Genomic DNA, 15,641 nt, shown 5'->3' on the forward strand with positions numbered 1-15,641 from the left:
CCTAGGCCAGCGGTCCGGTCACCGGCTCGACCGCCGCGACCAGCTTCCCGGCGCGTACGAACGCGTCCGCCGCGGCCAGGTCCGGCGACAGGAAGCGGTCCGGTCCCGGGCCCTCGACACCTGCCGCGCGCAGCGCCTCGATGGCGGCCTGCGAGGCGGGCGCGGGGGTGAGGCCCTGGGCGGCGCGCAGTTCGATGGCGCGGGTCGCCGCGTACAGCTCGACGGCGACGATCCGGGCGAGGTTGTCGACGGCGGTACGCAGCTTGCGCGCGGCCGACCAGCCCATGGAGACGTGGTCCTCCTGCATCGCGGAGGACGGGATCGAGTCGGCCGACGCGGGGACGGCGAGCCGCTTCATCTCGCTGACCAGGGCGGCCTGGGTGTACTGGGCGATCATCAGGCCCGAGTCCACACCGGCGTCCTCGGCGAGGAACGGCGGCAGCCCGTGCGAACGGTTCTTGTCCAGCAGCCGGTCGGTGCGGCGCTCGGTGATCGAACCGAGGTCGGCCGCGACGATCGCCAGGAAGTCGAGCACGTAGGCGACGGGGGCGCCGTGGAAGTTCCCGTTGGACTCGACCCGGCCGTCGGGCAGCACCACGGGGTTGTCGACGGCGGAGGCCAGCTCGCGGTCCGCGACGATCCCGGCATAGTCGAGGGTGTCGCGTCCGGCGCCGTTGACCTGGGGCGCGCAGCGCACGGAGTAGGCGTCCTGGACACGGGGCGCATCGTCCTGATGGTGGCCGGTGAGGCCCGATCCGGCCAGCACCCGCAGCATGTTGTCGGCGCTGACGCCCTGGCCCGGATGCGGGCGGATGGCGTGCAGTTCCGGGGCGAGCACCTTGTCCGTGCCGAGCAGTGCCTCCAGGGAGAGGGCGGCGGTGATGTCGGCGGAGGTGTAGAGGTTCTTCAGGTCGGCCAGGGCCATGACGAGCATGCCGAGCATGCCGTCGGTCCCGTTGAGGAGGGCGAGGCCCTCCTTCTCGCGCAGCTCGACCGGGGTGATGCCATGGGCGGCGAGCAGCTCACCGGCGGGGCGCACCGTGCCGTCGGGGCCCTCCGCGTCGCCCTCCCCCATCAGCGTCAGGGCGCAGTGGGAGAGCGGGGCCAGGTCGCCGGAGCAGCCGAGCGAGCCGTACTCGTGGACGACGGGGGTGATGCCCGCGTTGAGGACGTCGGCCATGGTCTGCGCGACCTCGGGCCGTACGCCGGTGTGCCCGGAGGCGACCGTCTTCAGCCGCAGGAACATCAGGGCGCGGACGACCTCGCGCTCGACCCGCGGGCCCATGCCGGCGGCGTGCGAGCGGACGATGTTGCGCTGGAGCTGTGCGCGGAGGTCCTGGCTGATGTGCCGGCTGGCCAGCGCCCCGAAGCCGGTGGAGACGCCGTAGACCGGCTCGGGCTTGGCGGCGAGCGCGTCCACGATCTCGCGGGCGGCGGCGAGTGCGCTCACGGCGGCCGCGGAGAGCTCGACACGAGCGTTGCCGCGGGCCACGGCGATGACGTCCTGAGCGGTGGTACCGGACGTCCCCACCACGACTGTATGCATATCCATATTCAGAAGCGTACGGATTGAATCCCTTCATGTCACTAGTGGTCGTACGGTTGACCCCTTACCGATCCGGTCACACGGTCAGGGCCGACTGCCGCGCAGGTGGCGGCGGTCGTGCGGAGACTTCGGCGGCGCGTCGGCCAGCCGGATCACCTCGCCGTCGCGCCCCGCCACCACCGGCTTCATGGAGCGGGCCGCCTTCGCCCGGTACTGGGCCGCGTCCGCCAGCCGGAACAGCCGCCGCGCCGACACCACCGGGCCGATCGGATCACCGGTCGACGCGATCCCGCACGCCACCCCGTCGCCGAGCTCCAACTCGGTTGCCCGGTCACAGAGTTCGGCGGCCACCCGGATCACGTCGTCCGCCCCGGGGCCCACCGCGAGCAGGCAGAACTCATCGCCGCCGAGCCGGGCCGCGAGCGCACCGGGCAGCATGGCGCCGCAACGGGACAGCACCGAGCCGAAACGTTCCAGCAGGCGGTCGCCGACCGCATGGCCATGGGTGTCGTTGACCCGCTTCAGACCGTTGAGGTCGCAGACGACCAGGCTGACCACCGCCCCGTCCGTCCGATGCTGCTCCACCGCCTCGTCGAGCCGCACATCGACTGCACGGCGGTTGGCCAGCCCGGTGAGCTGATCGGTGAAGGCGAGCTTGCGGACCTCTTCCAGCCGCTCGGTCTGGGCGATCCCGGCGGCGACGACGGCAGCCAGCACGGTCGCGAAGTCCGCGTCCTCCCGCCCGAACACCGGCTCCCCCACCGGGCGGGCCACATAGAGCTCGCCCCAGGCCCGCCCGTGCAGCACGATCGGCGCCACCACACAGCAGCCGCGCCTGCGCCGACGCAGGGCGGCCACCCGCTCGTGGCAGTACACATGCCCGTACCCCCGCACGCCCGCACCCCCGCCCTGTACGCCACCCACCGGGCCGTCGGCGGTCTCCACCCAGGCGTCCGGCTCACCGCCCCCGGCCCACCGTTCGTGCAGGAACTCGGTGATCTCCGGGAACTGATGCACCGGGTACGTCTCCTCCTCGGGGAACTCCTCCTCCCCTTCGGCCCGTTCGCCCGCGTTGACCAGCACGCGCAGCCGCCCGCGCCCGCGCTCCCAGACCGAGAGCGCGGCGAAACTGCCACCCAACGCCTCGCACGCCCCCAGCGCAGCCGCTCGCCACGACCCCCGCGGGGTGTGTGCCGCCGCCATCGTCTGTGCAAGCGAAACCACGGCCCGCAGCCGCGCATCATCACCACCCATCGCTACAGCTTATGTAGTTTTGTGGTGATTTGATCAGTTTGGGACGCCGACGGCGTTCGCTGCGTGTCCTTGCGCATACGCAACGTCACTCGCCGGGCCAGTTCGGCTTCCTCTTCTCGTTGAACGCGGCCACACCCTCGGCCCGGTCGCCGGAGAAGGCCACCGAATGCCAGGCGGCGTCCTCGACTTCGAGTCCGGCCCGGAGATCGAGGCCGTGCCCGAGCCGCAGCGCCCGCTTGGCGGCCCGCAGCCCCACCGGCGAGTTGGCGGCGATCCGGCCCGCGAGCGCCAGCGCGGCCTCGCGGTCCCGCCCCGCCTCCACCAGCTCGTCGACCAGCCCCGAATCACGAGCCTCGGCCGCCTCCACCCGCCGGGCCGTGAAGACCAGCTCGGCGGCGCGCGCCGCACCGATCCGCCGCGGCAGCAACTGCGTACCCCCGCCGCCCGGAATGACACCGACCGACACCTCGGGCAGGCCCACCACCGCCGTGTGGTCGGCGACGATCAGATCGCAGGACAGGGCCAGCTCGAATCCGCCGCCGAGCGCGAAGCCGTGCACGGCCGCGATCGTCGGCATCGGCAGTTCGAGTACGCCGGTGTACGCGGCGCGGGCGGTGGGGCGCTGGCGCAGCAGCTCGGCGTCGGTGAAGGAATTGCGCTCCTTCAGGTCCGCGCCCACACAGAAGGCCCGCTCATGGCTGGAGGTGAGGACGGCGACCCGTACGCCCGGGTCGGCGGCGAGCGCGGCACAGGCGGCGGCGATCGAGCGGGCCATGTCCGTGGACACGGCGTTCATCACCTTGGGCCGGTCGAGGACCAGCTCGGCGACGTGTTCCTGTCCCTCGTGGACCCGTACGACGACGAATTCCCCGAACCGCTGCTCGGACGTGACGGTCATGACTGCACCCCTCCGGTTAACGATCGTTACCGGGGGGATCCTACGGGGCGCCCCGGACAGCGGTCCGGGGTGATGTCAGGACGTGCCCCGGCGCGCCAGCAGCCAGGGCTCCACGACGCCGAGGCCACGCACCGGGCGCTGCCACATCGGCTGCAGCCCGTAGCGGTACTTGGGCCCGGACGTCGGCTCCACGCCGTTCTGGCGCTCCTTCTCGGCCGCTGCGGCCTCCTCCGCCGCCTGTGCCTCGGAGGTCGGAGCGTCGCCGGTACGGATCAGCTCCTCCGCGAACGCCCCGTCCACCAGTACGGCGTCCTTCGGCGCTATCGAGGTCAGCCGGCTGGCGAGGTTCACCGTCGTACCGAAGACATCGCCCATTCGGGTGGTGACCGTGCCGAAGGCGATGCCGACGCGCAGCGCGGGCATGGTCTCGTCCTGGGTCATCGCCTCGATCAGGCGCAGCGCGATCTCGGCCGCGGTGCGTGCGTCGTCGGCAGCGTAGAGGACCTCGTCGCCGAGGGTCTTGATGAGCCGGCCACCGTGGGCGGCGACCAGGTCGGCGCAGGTGGTCTCGAACGCCTCGACCAGCTCGCCGAGCTCCTCCTCCTCCAGCCGCCGGGTCAGCCGGGTGAACCCGACGAGGTCGGCGAAGCCGACGGCCAGGCGCCTGTCGACCATCTCCTCGTCGTCGGCGGCCTGCACGACCCGGCCGGTGGCGGCGGCGAGCTGGCGCCGCCACACGTACACCAGAAACTCCTCCAGCTCCGGGAGGAGCAGCTCGACCAGCGGGTAGGTGACCTCGGTCCGGGTCATGCCGGGCTCGGGCGGTTCGGTCAGACCCTCCAGGAAGGAATCGATCTGCCACTCCGCCAGCCGGGCGGTGGTCTGCCCGGTGGACCGCGCCACCTGGATCGCCATCGGCTCGCTGAGCAGCCCCGCCTCGACGAGACCGGCGAGCCGGCGCAGCGCCAGCACATCGGCCTCGGTGAGCGCCCTGGCCTGCCCGATGTCGGCGAAGCCCATGGCCCGCCAGAACCGGGAGGCCAGGTCCATCGAGACGCCGGCGGTACGGGCCGCCTGGAACGGCGTGTAGCGCCGGTCGGCACCCAGGATCAGCTGTTCCAGCCGGATCGCGAGGGGATCGTCGGTCGGTTCCGCCGTATGGTCGACTTCGTGATGCGGTGTCGGGTGGACCGAGGGGTCCGACGGGGGCTCCGCGCCCGCGCCGGAGGTCGTGTCGTCGACGGTCACCAGCCGCCTCCTGCCCGTTCCCTGCGCACTGCCCTGCCGATCTGTCGGTGGATCGCCTCAACGATACGGCAGGTGTGCCGTGGCTCACGTCGCTAAGTCTTCCCGGAATGTTCCTGGGTGGGCCGGGGGCGTGGGTGGTTGCGGCCGGTGGGGGCTTCCAGGAGGGCAAGGGCTCATGAAGTCTTCCCGGAATGTTCCTGGGTGGGCCGGGGGCGTGGGTGGTTGCGGCCGGTGGGGGCTTCCAGGAGGGCAAGGGCTCATGAAGTCTTCCCGGAATGTTCCTGGGTGGGCCGGGGGCGTGGGTGCTTACAGCCGGTGGCCGGTTTCCAGGAGGGCGAGGATTCATGCCCCCGGTACGTGTTCGGGTGGACCGGAAGGCTCGGCAGGTCAGGCATACCCGAGCGACCGACACGCAACGGCCCCGGCTCTGCCCCGGTACGTGGCAAGGCAGGCCGGAGGCGGAAGCAGGAGCAGACCCCGGCCGGCGCCCGCACGCAGGCCCCCTCGATTGCCGGGCGGGGTGATTTCCAGCCCGTCCGGCGATCGAGGACGGAACGGCCCCGGCTCGGGCGGCCCCGGTGAACCACACGCACACCGCGGTGGACCCGCCCCTCACGTCAGGCCGCCCCCGAGCCCCCGCAGGTGCACGATGTCGCCCGCCGACACGGGCTGGAGGCCGTCGTCGGTGGACAGGATCAGCCGGCCGTCGCCGTCGATCGCCACGGCCTCGCCGGTGAGCGTGCGGTCTCCGGGCAGCTGGGCACGTACCGTCCGGCCGAGCGTCGCGCAGCCCGCCGTGTACGCCTCCTGCAGGCCGCTCGCCGCCGCGTCGCCGTCCGCCGCGCGCCACTGGCCGTACCAGTGCTCCAGCGAGCGCAGTACGCCCCGCAGCAGCGTCTCGCGGTCGGTGGAGACCGCTCCGGCCAGGGCCAGCGAGGCGGCCGTGGGGGCGGGGAGTTCATCGGTGCGCAGGGAGACGTTGAGGCCGATGCCCACGACGACCCCGTTCCCGGCTCGCTCGGCCAGGATGCCGCCCGCCTTGCGTTCCTCGCCCAGTGGGGTCTCCCCTGGACGGAGCTTGTCGGAGTCCTTGGGGATCGTCACGAGGAGGTCGTTGGGCCACTTCAGTGCCGTGTCGACGCCTGCCGCGCGAGCCAGACCCGTCGCCGTCGCGACGCCCGCGAGCAGCGGCAGCCAGCCCCACCGCTGGACGGGGATGTCGCCCGGCGTCACGAAGACGGAGAAGAACAGGCCCGAACGGGCCGGAGCCGTCCAGGTGCGGTCGAGGCGGCCGCGGCCCGCGGTCTGTTCCTCGGCGATCAGCACGGTGCCTTCGGCGAGCCCCGCGGCCGCGCGCCGGGCAAGGTCGGAGTTGGTGGACCCGGTGGTCTCCACGACGTCGAGCGAGGTCCACAGTCCGCCCGGCCGCAGCAGCCCGCGGCGCAGCGCGGGGACGTTCAGGGGCGGTCGGTCCAGGTCCGACCAGCGGCTGTGAGGCGCATCCGAAGGTGTCATGCAAGCCAGACTAGGTGTGGCAAACGACGCACTGCCGAACCGTATCCGCGCCGATACCCTACGGATCAGTAGGTGTTTCAGTACCTGATCAGCAGCACAGTCGTCCCCGTGACCAGGCAGGGAGCCGCCACCCGATGTCCGAGCCGGAAGAGATCGACATCCACACCACCGCGGGCAAGATCGCGGACCTGCAGCGCCGTATCGACGAAGCAACGCACGCGGGCTCCGAGCGCGCGGTCGAGAAGCAGCATGCGAAGGGCAAGTTGACCGCCCGCGAGCGGATCGGCCTGCTGCTCGACGAGGGTTCCTTCGTGGAGCTCGACGAATTCGCCCGGCACCGCTCCACCAACTTCGGCATCGAGAAGAACCGCCCCTACGGAGACGGCGTCGTCACCGGTTACGGCACGGTCGACGGCCGCCCCGTCTGCGTGTATTCGCAGGACTTCACCATCTTCGGCGGCTCGCTCGGCGAGGTCTACGGTGAGAAAATCGTCAAGGTGATGGACTTCGCGCTGAAGACCGGCTGCCCGGTCATCGGCATCAACGACGGCGGCGGCGCCCGCATCCAGGAGGGTGTGGTCGCGCTCGGCCTGTTCGCCGAGATCTTCCGCCGCAATGTGCACGCCTCGGGCGTCGTCCCGCAGATCTCGCTGATCGTCGGACCGTGCGCGGGCGGAGCGGTCTACTCCCCCGCCATCACCGACTTCACCGTCATGGTCGACCAGACCTCGCACATGTTCATCACCGGCCCCGACGTCATCAAGACCGTCACCGGCGAGGACGTCGGCTTCGAGGAACTCGGCGGAGCCCGCACCCACAACACCACTTCGGGCGTGGCGCATCACATGGCGGGCGACGAGAAGGACGCCATCGAGTACGTCAAGTCGCTGCTGTCGTACCTCCCTTCGAACAACCTCTCCGAAGCACCGGCCTTCCCTGAGGACGCGGACCTCGCCACCACCGACGAGGACCGCAAGCTCGACACCCTCATCCCGGACTCGGCGAACCAGCCGTACGACATGCACACCGCCATCGAGCACGTGCTGGACGACGGCGAATTCCTGGAGACCCAGGCCCTGTTCGCGCCGAACATCATCACCGGCTTCGGGCGTGTCGAGGGCTACCCGGTCGGCATCGTCGCCAACCAGCCGATGCAGTTCGCCGGCTGCCTGGACATCAACGCGAGCGAGAAGGCCGCGCGGTTCGTCCGCACCTGCGACGCCTTCAACGTGCCCGTCCTGACCTTCGTCGACGTCCCCGGCTTCCTGCCCGGCGTCGACCAGGAGTACGGCGGCATCATCCGCCGCGGCGCCAAGCTGATCTATGCCTACGCGGAAGCGACCGTCCCGCTTATCACGGTGATCACCCGCAAGGCCTTCGGCGGCGCGTACGACGTCATGGGCTCCAAGCACCTCGGCGCCGACATCAACGTCGCCTGGCCGACCGCGCAGATCGCCGTGATGGGCGCGCAGGGCGCCGTGAACATCCTGCACCGCCGCACGATCGCCGCCGCCGAGGATCAGGAAGCAACGCGCGCCGAGCTGATCGCCGACTACGAGGACACGCTGCTCAACCCGTACGTGGCGGCCGAACGCGGCTACGTCGACGCGGTGATCATGCCTTCCGACACCCGCGCCCACATCGTGAAGGGGCTGCGCCAGCTGCGCACGAAGCGGGAGTCGCTGCCCCCGAAGAAGCACGGCAACATCCCCCTCTAGAAAGGGTCCTGGCCATGATCAAGGTCGTACGGGGCAACCCGACCCCTGAGGAGCTGGCTGCCGCACTGGCGGTGGTCCGGGCGCGTGCCGCGGCCACGGCGTCCGATGCGTCGTCCGGCGCGCCGACGCTGCCCGGCCAGTGGTCCGACCCGGGGCGTATCGCCCGGCGCGAGCGCCGTCTGCCGGGGCCGCGGGCCTGGGCGCGGACGTACTGGCCCGGGTAGCCGCAGGAGTATCTGTTCGCGCACGCGTTCGGAGGCCCTGGCCCCTTTTGGGTCCGGGCCTCCGGTGCGTCCGGGCGCGATCTGGTCCGTATGCACCAGGGCGCCTGAGTACCTGTACTCAGGCGCGGTATCCGCCCCCCGCAGCAGGATCGGTCCCATGCTGTGGTCCGATCCGGAGAACAAGCCGCCGAAGGAACTGCGCGACGCCCAGGACATGATGCGGCGCGCGGGGCTGGTGCTTGCGCTCGCGATGGTGGTCGCGATGCTCATGCTCGGGACGCGGTGAGGGGTGCGGTGGGCTCCGACTCCGCCCCGGACCCCGGTCCTCCAACGCCGGACGGGCCGGCTCGCCGGCTCGGGAGCGGCTGATTTGTCGCCCGGGCGGACCGGATGCCGGCTCGCCCCTTCTACGATGGCGCGTATGACTGATCAGCGCCGTCTCGTGCTCGCCTCCGCCTCCCCCGCCCGTCTCGGCCTTCTGCGGCAGGCCGGATTCGCGCCCGAGGTGATCGTCAGCGGGGTGGACGAGGACGCGCTGAGCGCCCCGACGCCGGCCGGGCTGGCGCTCGTTCTCGCCGAGGCCAAGGCCGCCGCGGTGGCCGGGCGGCCGGAGGCGACGGGCGCCCTGGTCATCGGGTGCGACTCGGTGCTCGAACTCGACGGCGAGGCGCTGGGCAAGCCGGCCGACAGCGAGGAGGCCATCGCCCGCTGGAAGTCCATGCGCGGCCGGGCCGGTGTGCTGCAGACCGGCCACAGCGTGATCGACACCGCGACCGGACGTACGGCCTCGGCGACCGCCTCCACGACCGTCCGCTTCGGCGAACCGACGGACGCCGAGATCGCCGCCTACGTGGCCTCGGGTGAGCCGCTCCACGTGGCGGGCGCCTTCACGCTGGACGGCCGTTCGGCGCCGTTCGTCGACTCCATCGAGGGCGACCACGGCAATGTCATCGGGCTCTCACTGCCGCTGCTGCGCCGGCTGCTGGGCGAGCTGGGGATCTCCGTGACCGAGCTGTGGGTCTGAGCGGGACCCGTTCTGCGTCAGGCCGTGGCCGGAGCGCTGGGTTCGGCGTCGCCCGTCGGCCGGTCGGCCTCGGGGCCGTACGCCACCAGCGACAGCACGATCAGCCCGAGCACCACCATCAGACACGCGAACGCGGCCCAGCCGACCAGCCCCACCGTCAGCGCACCCAGTACCCCGTGCACGACAGCAGAGGTGATGAGGGCGATACGGCCGATACGGCCCGGGGCCCGGTCGCGGATGCCGGCCAGCAGGAGGACCAGCCCGCACAGCAGCAGATACAGGCCGAAGGCGCCGCCCATCGCCCATGTGCCGTTGGACATGGCTGCGGATTCCAGCCCGGCCAGTGACATGTCCTGGTTCTTGACGACCGTCGCCAGGATGCCGTTGATGACCACGATGCCCACGGCCTCCACGAACAGCACGATCGCGGTCACGAACGCCACCGGTCTGCGCACCACGGTGCTCACCCCCTGTTACCTGCAGTACGTGCGATAGCGCGGACCCTACTAATGGGTAACGCTCCGGACAAGGGTCCGGACGACCTTCGCTCTCACCCCGTACCCCTGAGGCGCACCCGTGCGCTTTCCCCGCACCCCCCTTGTCGCGCCTCTCGTGCGTCGGGCAAAGAATCGTTCGCCCATTAGTGGGGACTCGACAAAGAAACACCGGGCGCAGCTGCTTGCACTAACAGAGACCTGGACCACACCTCGTGGCTACTGTGCGGTCATGAATCCCGGCGTACCGTGGTGCCACAAGGGATTTCGCGACTTGAACAAGCCTCGAATCACACTCCGTGTGGGCAAGCTCACCAATGGGGACGGGTCGTAGGGCCGTGTCGGTAGTCCCTAAACTCAGCTTGTTTCAAGGAGGGAGCCATCGTGCGCAAGGTGCTCATCGCCAACCGTGGCGAAATCGCTGTCCGCGTTGCTCGGGCATGCCGGGATGCCGGAATCGGGAGCGTGGCCGTCTACGCCGACCCGGACCGCGACGCTCTGCATGTACGTGCGGCCGACGAGGCATTCGCCCTGGGCGGTGACACCCCGGCCGCCAGCTACCTGGACATGGCCAAGGTGCTCCAGGCTGCCAAGGACTCCGGGGCGGACGCGATCCACCCGGGATACGGCTTCCTGTCGGAGAACGCCGAATTCGCCCAGGCCGTCATCGACGCGGGTCTGACCTGGATCGGCCCGCCGCCGCAGGCGATCCGGGACCTCGGCGACAAGGTCGCCGCCCGGCACATCGCGCAGCGCGCCGGCGCCCCGCTGGTGGCCGGTACGCCCGACCCGGTCGAGGGCTCCGCCGAGGTCGTGACGTTCGCGAAGGAGCACGGGCTGCCGATCGCGATCAAGGCCGCCTTCGGTGGTGGCGGTCGCGGGCTGAAGGTGGCGCGCACGCTGGAGGAGATCCCGGAGCTGTACGACTCCGCGGTCCGTGAGGCCGTCGCGGCGTTCGGCCGCGGGGAATGCTTCGTGGAGCGCTACCTCGACAAGCCGCGCCACGTCGAGACGCAGTGCCTGGCCGACAGCCACGGCAACGTCGTCGTCGTCTCCACCCGCGACTGCTCGCTCCAGCGCCGCCACCAGAAGCTGGTCGAGGAGGCCCCCGCGCCGTTCCTCTCCGAGGCGCAGAACGCGGAGCTGTACGCGGCGTCGAAGGCCATCCTCAAGGAGGCCGGTTACGTCGGTGCGGGCACCGTGGAGTTCCTCGTCGGCACGGACGGCACCATCTCGTTCCTGGAGGTCAACACCCGCCTCCAGGTCGAGCACCCGGTCACCGAGGAGGTCACCGGCCTCGACCTCGTGCGCGAGATGTTCCGCATCGCCGACGGCGAGGAGCTCGGCTACGACGACCCGGCCGTGCGCGGCCACTCCTTCGAGTTCCGGATCAACGGCGAGGACCCGGGCCGCGGCTTCCTGCCCGCCCCGGGCACGGTGACCACGTTCGCCCCGCCGACCGGCCCCGGTGTCCGCCTCGACGCGGGCGTGGAGTCCGGTTCCGTCATCGGCCCCGCCTGGGACTCGCTCCTGGCGAAGCTCATCGTGACCGGTGCGACCCGTGAGCAGGCGCTGCAGCGGGCGGCGCGCGCGCTGGCCGAGTTCAATGTCGAGGGCATGGCCACCGCCATTCCGTTCCACCGCGCCGTCGTCACCGACCCGGCTTTCACCAGCGACCCGTTCCAGGTCCACACCCGCTGGATCGAGACCGAGTTCGTCAACGACATCAAACCCTTCACCGCCACCGCCGATGCGGAGGTGGAGGAGGAGACCGGCCGCGAGACCGTCGTCGTCGAGGTCGGCGGCAAGCGTCTTGAGGTCTCGCTGCCCTCGTCGCTGGGCATGAGCCTGGCCCGTACCGGGCTCGCGGCGGGCGCCAAGCCCAAGCGCCGCGCGGCGAAGAAGAGCGGCTCCGCGGTCTCCGGCGACACCCTGGCGTCCCCGATGCAGGGCACCATCGTCAAGATCGCCGTCGAGGAGGGCCAGCAGGTCGACGAGGGCGACCTCATCGTCGTCCTGGAGGCCATGAAGATGGAGCAGCCGCTGAACGCGCACCGCGCCGGCACCGTCAAGGGACTCGCCGCCGAGGTCGGCAGCTCGGTCTCCTCCGGCGCCGTGATCTGCGAGATCAAGGACTGATCGAGCGGCACCCGACGTTCTGCCGGGGCACCTGCCAAGTCGCTCGACTCGGCAGGGGCCCCGTTCGGTCGTTCGGCGGTGGCGCGTCACTCCCCGGCGGGTGACGCGTCGGCCGTCCTCGTGGCGAGCAGCAGGATCAGGGTCAGCGCCAGGAAACCGGCCCCGGCGAGCAGCCCGGTCGCGTAGCCCTCGACCATCCCGTCCGGCCCCGGCAGATCCGCCGCCCGGACCGCGGCCCCGTACACCGTCACCAGCGCGGAAAGACCCAGTGCGCCGCCGACCTGCTGCATGGTCTGCATCAGCCCGGACGCGGCACCGGCCCGGTCCGGGGTGACGCTGGTGAGGATCAGAACACTGAGCGGCATGAAGACGAACCCCAGCCCCAGGCCGTTGATCAGGAGCGGTCCGAACAGCGCCGTCCAGTAACCGCTGTCCGTGGAGAGCATGCTCTGCAGAAGGATTCCGGCGGCGGCGAGGACCAGACCACCGCCCGCGGTGCGCCGCAGACCGTGGCGGGCGAGCGCCCTGGCAGCGAGCATGGACGAGGCGAAGATGCCGACCGCGAGCGGCAGGAAGGCGAGCCCGGTGCGCAACGGGCTGTAGTCGCGGACCAGTTGGAAGTACTGGGTGTCGAAGTAGAAGACCCCGAACATCGCGGCGGGCACCAGCAGCATCCCGATGAAGGCGATGGCACGGTTCCGTACGGCGAACAGATCGAGCGGAACGACGGGCTGCCGCACCCGGCGCTCCACGGCGAGGAACGTGCCGAGCAGCACGGTCGCCGCGACGAACGACCAGGTCACCTGGGCGTCGCCCCAGCCGTGGTCGGCGGCACGGATGAACGCGTACACGAGCGCGGTCACCCCCGACGTACCGGTGAGGGCGCCGCCGATGTCGAAGCGGGCGCCCCGGATGCGGGGCGTCTCGCGGATGGCGAACGGGGCGAGCGCCACGACGGCAAGACCCACGGGGACGTTGATGAAGAGGGTCCAGCGCCAGGAGCCCACGTCGGTGAGTACGCCGCCGAGGATCATCCCGATCGCCGACCCCGCGGCGGCCACGCCGGTGAACAGGCCGAGCGCGCGGTCGCGTTCGGGCCCGGCGGCGAAGGTGGTGGTGACCAGCGCGAGCGTGGACGGCGCGGCGAGCGCGGCGCCGACGCCCTGCGCGGTACGGGCGACGAGCAGCAGCGACGAGCTGTCGGCGAGGCGACGGTGAAGAGGAGCACGCCGATGGTGAGTGCGCGGCGACGGCCGACGAGGTCGCCGAGCCGGCCTCCGATGAGCATCAGTCCGCCGAAGGCGAGGGTGTACGCGTTGAGCACCCAGGACAGTCCGGCGGGGCCGAAGCCGAGTTCCCCGCCCATGTCGGGCAGCGCGATGTTCACGACGGTCGCGTCCAGGATCAGCATCATCTGGCAGGTCAGGATCAGCGCGAGGGCGAAGGCGGGGCGGTGCGGTAACGCGGTGTCGGCGTCGGTGTTCTTCGTGGTGTCTGTCGCTGTCTGCGGCATGGCGGTATTGCCTCCAGGGAGGTTAAACGGAGGTGGCCTCCGAAACGATACGGAGGAGCCCTCCGGATATGCAATGGCATCCTGGACCCTGGGCGGAAAAAGGGAGGACTGCGCAATGGCGATGAGCACAGCACAGACGCCGGCCCGGCCGATGCGTGCCGACGCGCGCCGCAATTACCACCGGCTGCTGAGTGAGGCCCGCGCCGCCTTCGCGGAACACGGCACCGATGCGTCCCTGGAGGACATCGCGCGACGTGCGGGCGTGGGGATCGGCACGCTGTACAGGCACTTCCCGAACCGGCACGCACTGATGAACGCCGTCTTCCAGGAGGCCCTCACCTCCCTGATCACCCGTTCCCGCGAACTCGCGAGGGCGGAGCAGCCGTGCGGGGGCCTGGTGGAGTGGCTGGGCGCGATCATCACTCATGCGGGTGAGTACCGCGGGCTCGCCCAGGCGCTCATGTCGACGTCACGGGACGAGACTTCGGCACTTTCGCAGTGCAATGTGCCGCTGCGCGAGGCGGGGGCGGTGCTGCTGGCACGGGCGCAGGCGAGTGGGGCCGTGCGGGCGGATGTGTCCATCGACGACCTGATGCAGCTGACGAACGCGATCGCGCTGGCTGCGGAGCAGTCGCCGGATGATCCGGACTTGGCGGGGCGGCTGCTGATGCTGACCTTGCAGGGGCTGAAGGGACCGAACGCGGAAGGGGGTTGAGCGGCGCGGGTGCGTGCGGCGGGCGCAGGTGGCCGTGGGCACTGCGGGTCCACTGCGCGGGGCCTGTTCGCCTGCCCACCCCTTCCCGAACCGGGGCGCAGCCCCGGGCCCCGGGCCTCAATCACCGGACGGGCTTGGTTTCGCGGAGGCCCGGTTCAGGAAAGGGCGGGTCGGAAAAAAGTAACCCCCCTCCCTCACCGGCGCCGCAGATCCGCCACCCTCGCCCGATCCCCCTGCCCCTGTTCCGCCAGTACCGCAGCGCTCCGTAGCGGCTGTGGGCCGGGCCCGCCAGGACCACCCCCGCGCGTACGGCGCTGCCCGGGCAGTGGCATGTCGCGGCGGGTCTGGCGGCCCGGCGGGAGGGCCTCGGCCGGTGCGGGGCCGCTTCCGGCGCCGGCCACCGCGATCTGCACCCCCTGGTCGGCCAGGGCCTGCAGCTCGGTGGCGGCACGGTCGTCGTGGCCGGGCGGTTCGTCCGTCACCAGACGGGTGATGAGATCCGTCGGCACCGTCTGGAACATGGTGTCGGAGCCGAGCTTGGTGTGGTCCGCCAGGACCACCACCTCCGCCGCGGCCTGCACCAGGGCCCGGTCCACGCTCGCGGAGAGCATGTTGGACGTGGAGAGGCCGCGTTCCGCGGTGAGCCCGCTCCCGGAGAGGAACGCTCGCGAGACCCGCAGCCCCTGGAGGGACTGCTCGGCCCCACTGCCCACCAGGGCGTAGTTGGAGCCGCGCAAGGTGCCGCCGGTCATCACCACTTCCACCCGGTTGGCATGGGCCAACGCCTGGGCGACCAGCAGCGAGTTGGTGACGACGGTCAGACCGGGGATCCGCGCGAGCCGGCGGGCCAGCTCCTGCGTGGTCGTACCGGCACCGACGACGATGGCCTCACCCTCTTCGACGAGACCTGCGGCCAGGTCGGCGATGGCCGTCTTCTCGGCGGTGGCGAGATGGGATTTCTGCGGAAAGCCGGACTCCCGCGTAAAACCGCCCGGCAAAACCGCACCGCCGTGCCGGCGGTCGAGGAGTCCTTCTGCCTCCAGCGCCCGCACGTCCCGCCGTACGGTCACTTCGGAGGTCTGGACGACGCGGGCGAGCTCACGGAGCGATACCGCCCCGTTGGCACGCACCATTTCGAGGATCAACTGACGACGTTCTGCAGCGAACACGAAACTGACAGTAACGTGACGCCCGAGTGTTTTCAGCAGTTTGCGCCGAATAACAGAAGTTGTACAAGCAAGGGGCCACCAAGTGGTATAGGTGGCCCCGTTGTTGTTCCGTACCGATCGTCAGACGGTCACCCGACCCCCCGAGTTGCCGGGAGTTGCCGGGGATTGCCGGGTTCCCGAAGGC

Annotated in this window: 14 protein-coding genes and 1 pseudogene; 6 read left to right on the plus strand and 9 right to left on the minus strand. The window is 71.0% G+C overall.

Translation table 11 applies throughout. The features are described from left to right. Position 1: 1 nt before the first annotated feature. The 5 genes from hutH to NRF20_RS17590 form a co-directional block, all read right to left on the minus strand. Positions 2-1,552 (minus strand): histidine ammonia-lyase, encoded by a 1,551-nt coding sequence (hutH, locus tag NRF20_RS17570; protein ID WP_398632117.1) that lies wholly within the window; start codon positions 1,550-1,552, stop codon positions 2-4. Positions 1,553-1,630: 78 nt separating this feature from the next. Further along, a complete protein-coding gene (locus tag NRF20_RS17575) occupies positions 1,631-2,800 on the minus strand; it encodes a diguanylate cyclase domain-containing protein (protein WP_398632116.1) in 1,170 nt (389 codons plus the stop codon). An 85-nt stretch (positions 2,801-2,885) separates the two neighbouring features. Then, positions 2,886-3,698: an enoyl-CoA hydratase/isomerase family protein gene (locus NRF20_RS17580; protein ID WP_413752868.1), complete on the minus strand. Its 813-nt coding sequence runs from the start codon at positions 3,696-3,698 to the stop codon at positions 2,886-2,888. A 75-nt stretch (positions 3,699-3,773) separates the two neighbouring features. Beyond that, complete coding sequence (locus NRF20_RS17585; RefSeq protein WP_398632115.1) at positions 3,774-4,946, minus strand: adenylate/guanylate cyclase domain-containing protein; 1,173 nt, start codon at positions 4,944-4,946, stop codon at positions 3,774-3,776. A gap of 612 nt (positions 4,947-5,558) precedes the next feature. Beyond that, entirely contained in the window at positions 5,559-6,461 is a 903-nt protein-coding gene (locus NRF20_RS17590; protein ID WP_398632114.1) for a biotin--[acetyl-CoA-carboxylase] ligase, read from the minus strand. 134 nt (positions 6,462-6,595) lie between these two features. Here NRF20_RS17590 and NRF20_RS17595 point away from each other — a divergent pair, with 134 nt between their 5' ends. The 4 genes from NRF20_RS17595 (at position 6,596) to NRF20_RS17610 (ending at position 9,427) form a co-directional block, all read left to right on the plus strand. Beyond that, the gene (locus NRF20_RS17595; RefSeq protein WP_398632113.1) at positions 6,596-8,179 is read left to right on the plus strand and encodes an acyl-CoA carboxylase subunit beta; all 1,584 of its coding nucleotides are present in this window, start codon (positions 6,596-6,598) and stop codon (positions 8,177-8,179) included. Positions 8,180-8,193: 14 nt separating this feature from the next. Beyond that, on the plus strand, positions 8,194-8,403 hold the full coding sequence (locus NRF20_RS17600) for an acyl-CoA carboxylase epsilon subunit (protein ID WP_266358479.1): 210 nt from the start codon (positions 8,194-8,196) through the stop codon (positions 8,401-8,403). A gap of 157 nt (positions 8,404-8,560) precedes the next feature. After that, positions 8,561-8,689 carry a morphogenic membrane protein MmpB gene (gene mmpB / locus NRF20_RS17605; RefSeq protein WP_413752869.1) on the plus strand — a complete coding sequence of 43 codons (129 nt, stop codon included), beginning with the start codon at positions 8,561-8,563 and terminating at the stop codon, positions 8,687-8,689. 126 nt (positions 8,690-8,815) lie between these two features. Beyond that, positions 8,816-9,427 carry a nucleoside triphosphate pyrophosphatase gene (locus NRF20_RS17610; protein WP_398632112.1) on the plus strand — a complete coding sequence of 204 codons (612 nt, stop codon included), beginning with the start codon at positions 8,816-8,818 and terminating at the stop codon, positions 9,425-9,427. 17 nt (positions 9,428-9,444) lie between these two features. Here the strand turns inward: NRF20_RS17610 and NRF20_RS17615 are convergent, their stop codons facing one another. Beyond that, complete coding sequence (locus NRF20_RS17615; RefSeq protein ID WP_398632111.1) at positions 9,445-9,894, minus strand: hypothetical protein; 450 nt, start codon at positions 9,892-9,894, stop codon at positions 9,445-9,447. A gap of 411 nt (positions 9,895-10,305) precedes the next feature. On the opposite strand from NRF20_RS17615, the gene NRF20_RS17620 reads away from it, so the two are divergent. Beyond that, positions 10,306-12,060 carry an acetyl/propionyl/methylcrotonyl-CoA carboxylase subunit alpha gene (locus NRF20_RS17620; RefSeq protein ID WP_398632110.1) on the plus strand — a complete coding sequence of 585 codons (1,755 nt, stop codon included), beginning with the start codon at positions 10,306-10,308 and terminating at the stop codon, positions 12,058-12,060. An 86-nt stretch (positions 12,061-12,146) separates the two neighbouring features. On the opposite strand, the gene NRF20_RS17625 is transcribed toward NRF20_RS17620, so the two are convergent. After that, entirely contained in the window at positions 12,147-13,388 is a 1,242-nt protein-coding gene (locus tag NRF20_RS17625; RefSeq protein ID WP_413754568.1) for an MFS transporter, read from the minus strand. Continuing rightward, positions 13,328-13,573 (minus strand): annotated as a pseudogene (locus NRF20_RS17630) (MFS transporter); the annotation flags it as partial. The pseudogene NRF20_RS17630 and the gene NRF20_RS17625, both read right to left, overlap by 61 nt. 115 nt (positions 13,574-13,688) lie before the next feature. Here NRF20_RS17630 and NRF20_RS17635 point away from each other — a divergent pair. Continuing rightward, complete coding sequence (locus NRF20_RS17635; protein WP_413752870.1) at positions 13,689-14,288, plus strand: TetR/AcrR family transcriptional regulator; 600 nt, start codon at positions 13,689-13,691, stop codon at positions 14,286-14,288. A 194-nt stretch (positions 14,289-14,482) separates the two neighbouring features. Here the strand turns inward: NRF20_RS17635 and NRF20_RS17640 are convergent, their stop codons facing one another. Then, complete coding sequence (locus NRF20_RS17640) at positions 14,483-15,457, minus strand: DeoR/GlpR family DNA-binding transcription regulator (protein ID WP_189275286.1); 975 nt, start codon at positions 15,455-15,457, stop codon at positions 14,483-14,485. Positions 15,458-15,641: the final 184 nt, after the last annotated feature.

This window comes from Streptomyces sp. R-74717, from assembly GCF_047305335.1.
GTDB classification, from domain to species: domain Bacteria; phylum Actinomycetota; class Actinomycetes; order Streptomycetales; family Streptomycetaceae; genus Streptomyces; species Streptomyces atratus.

What these genes read in the sequence shown, in the direction of transcription:
- NRF20_RS17635 (WP_413752870.1), top strand. Translation starts at nt 13,689, where the DNA reads ATGGCGATGAGCACAGCACAGACGCCGGCCCGGCCGATGCGTGCCGAC.
- NRF20_RS17610 (WP_398632112.1), top strand. Translation starts at nt 8,816, where the DNA reads ATGGCGCGTATGACTGATCAGCGCCGTCTCGTGCTCGCCTCCGCCTCC.
- NRF20_RS17580 (WP_413752868.1), bottom strand. Translation starts at nt 3,698, where the DNA reads ATGACCGTCACGTCCGAGCAGCGGTTCGGGGAATTCGTCGTCGTACGG.
- NRF20_RS17595 (WP_398632113.1), top strand. Translation starts at nt 6,596, where the DNA reads ATGTCCGAGCCGGAAGAGATCGACATCCACACCACCGCGGGCAAGATC.
- NRF20_RS17600 (WP_266358479.1), top strand. Translation starts at nt 8,194, where the DNA reads ATGATCAAGGTCGTACGGGGCAACCCGACCCCTGAGGAGCTGGCTGCC.
- mmpB (WP_413752869.1), top strand. Translation starts at nt 8,561, where the DNA reads ATGCTGTGGTCCGATCCGGAGAACAAGCCGCCGAAGGAACTGCGCGAC.
- hutH (WP_398632117.1), bottom strand. Translation starts at nt 1,552, where the DNA reads ATGGATATGCATACAGTCGTGGTGGGGACGTCCGGTACCACCGCTCAG.
- NRF20_RS17575 (WP_398632116.1), bottom strand. Translation starts at nt 2,800, where the DNA reads ATGGGTGGTGATGATGCGCGGCTGCGGGCCGTGGTTTCGCTTGCACAG.
- NRF20_RS17590 (WP_398632114.1), bottom strand. Translation starts at nt 6,461, where the DNA reads ATGACACCTTCGGATGCGCCTCACAGCCGCTGGTCGGACCTGGACCGA.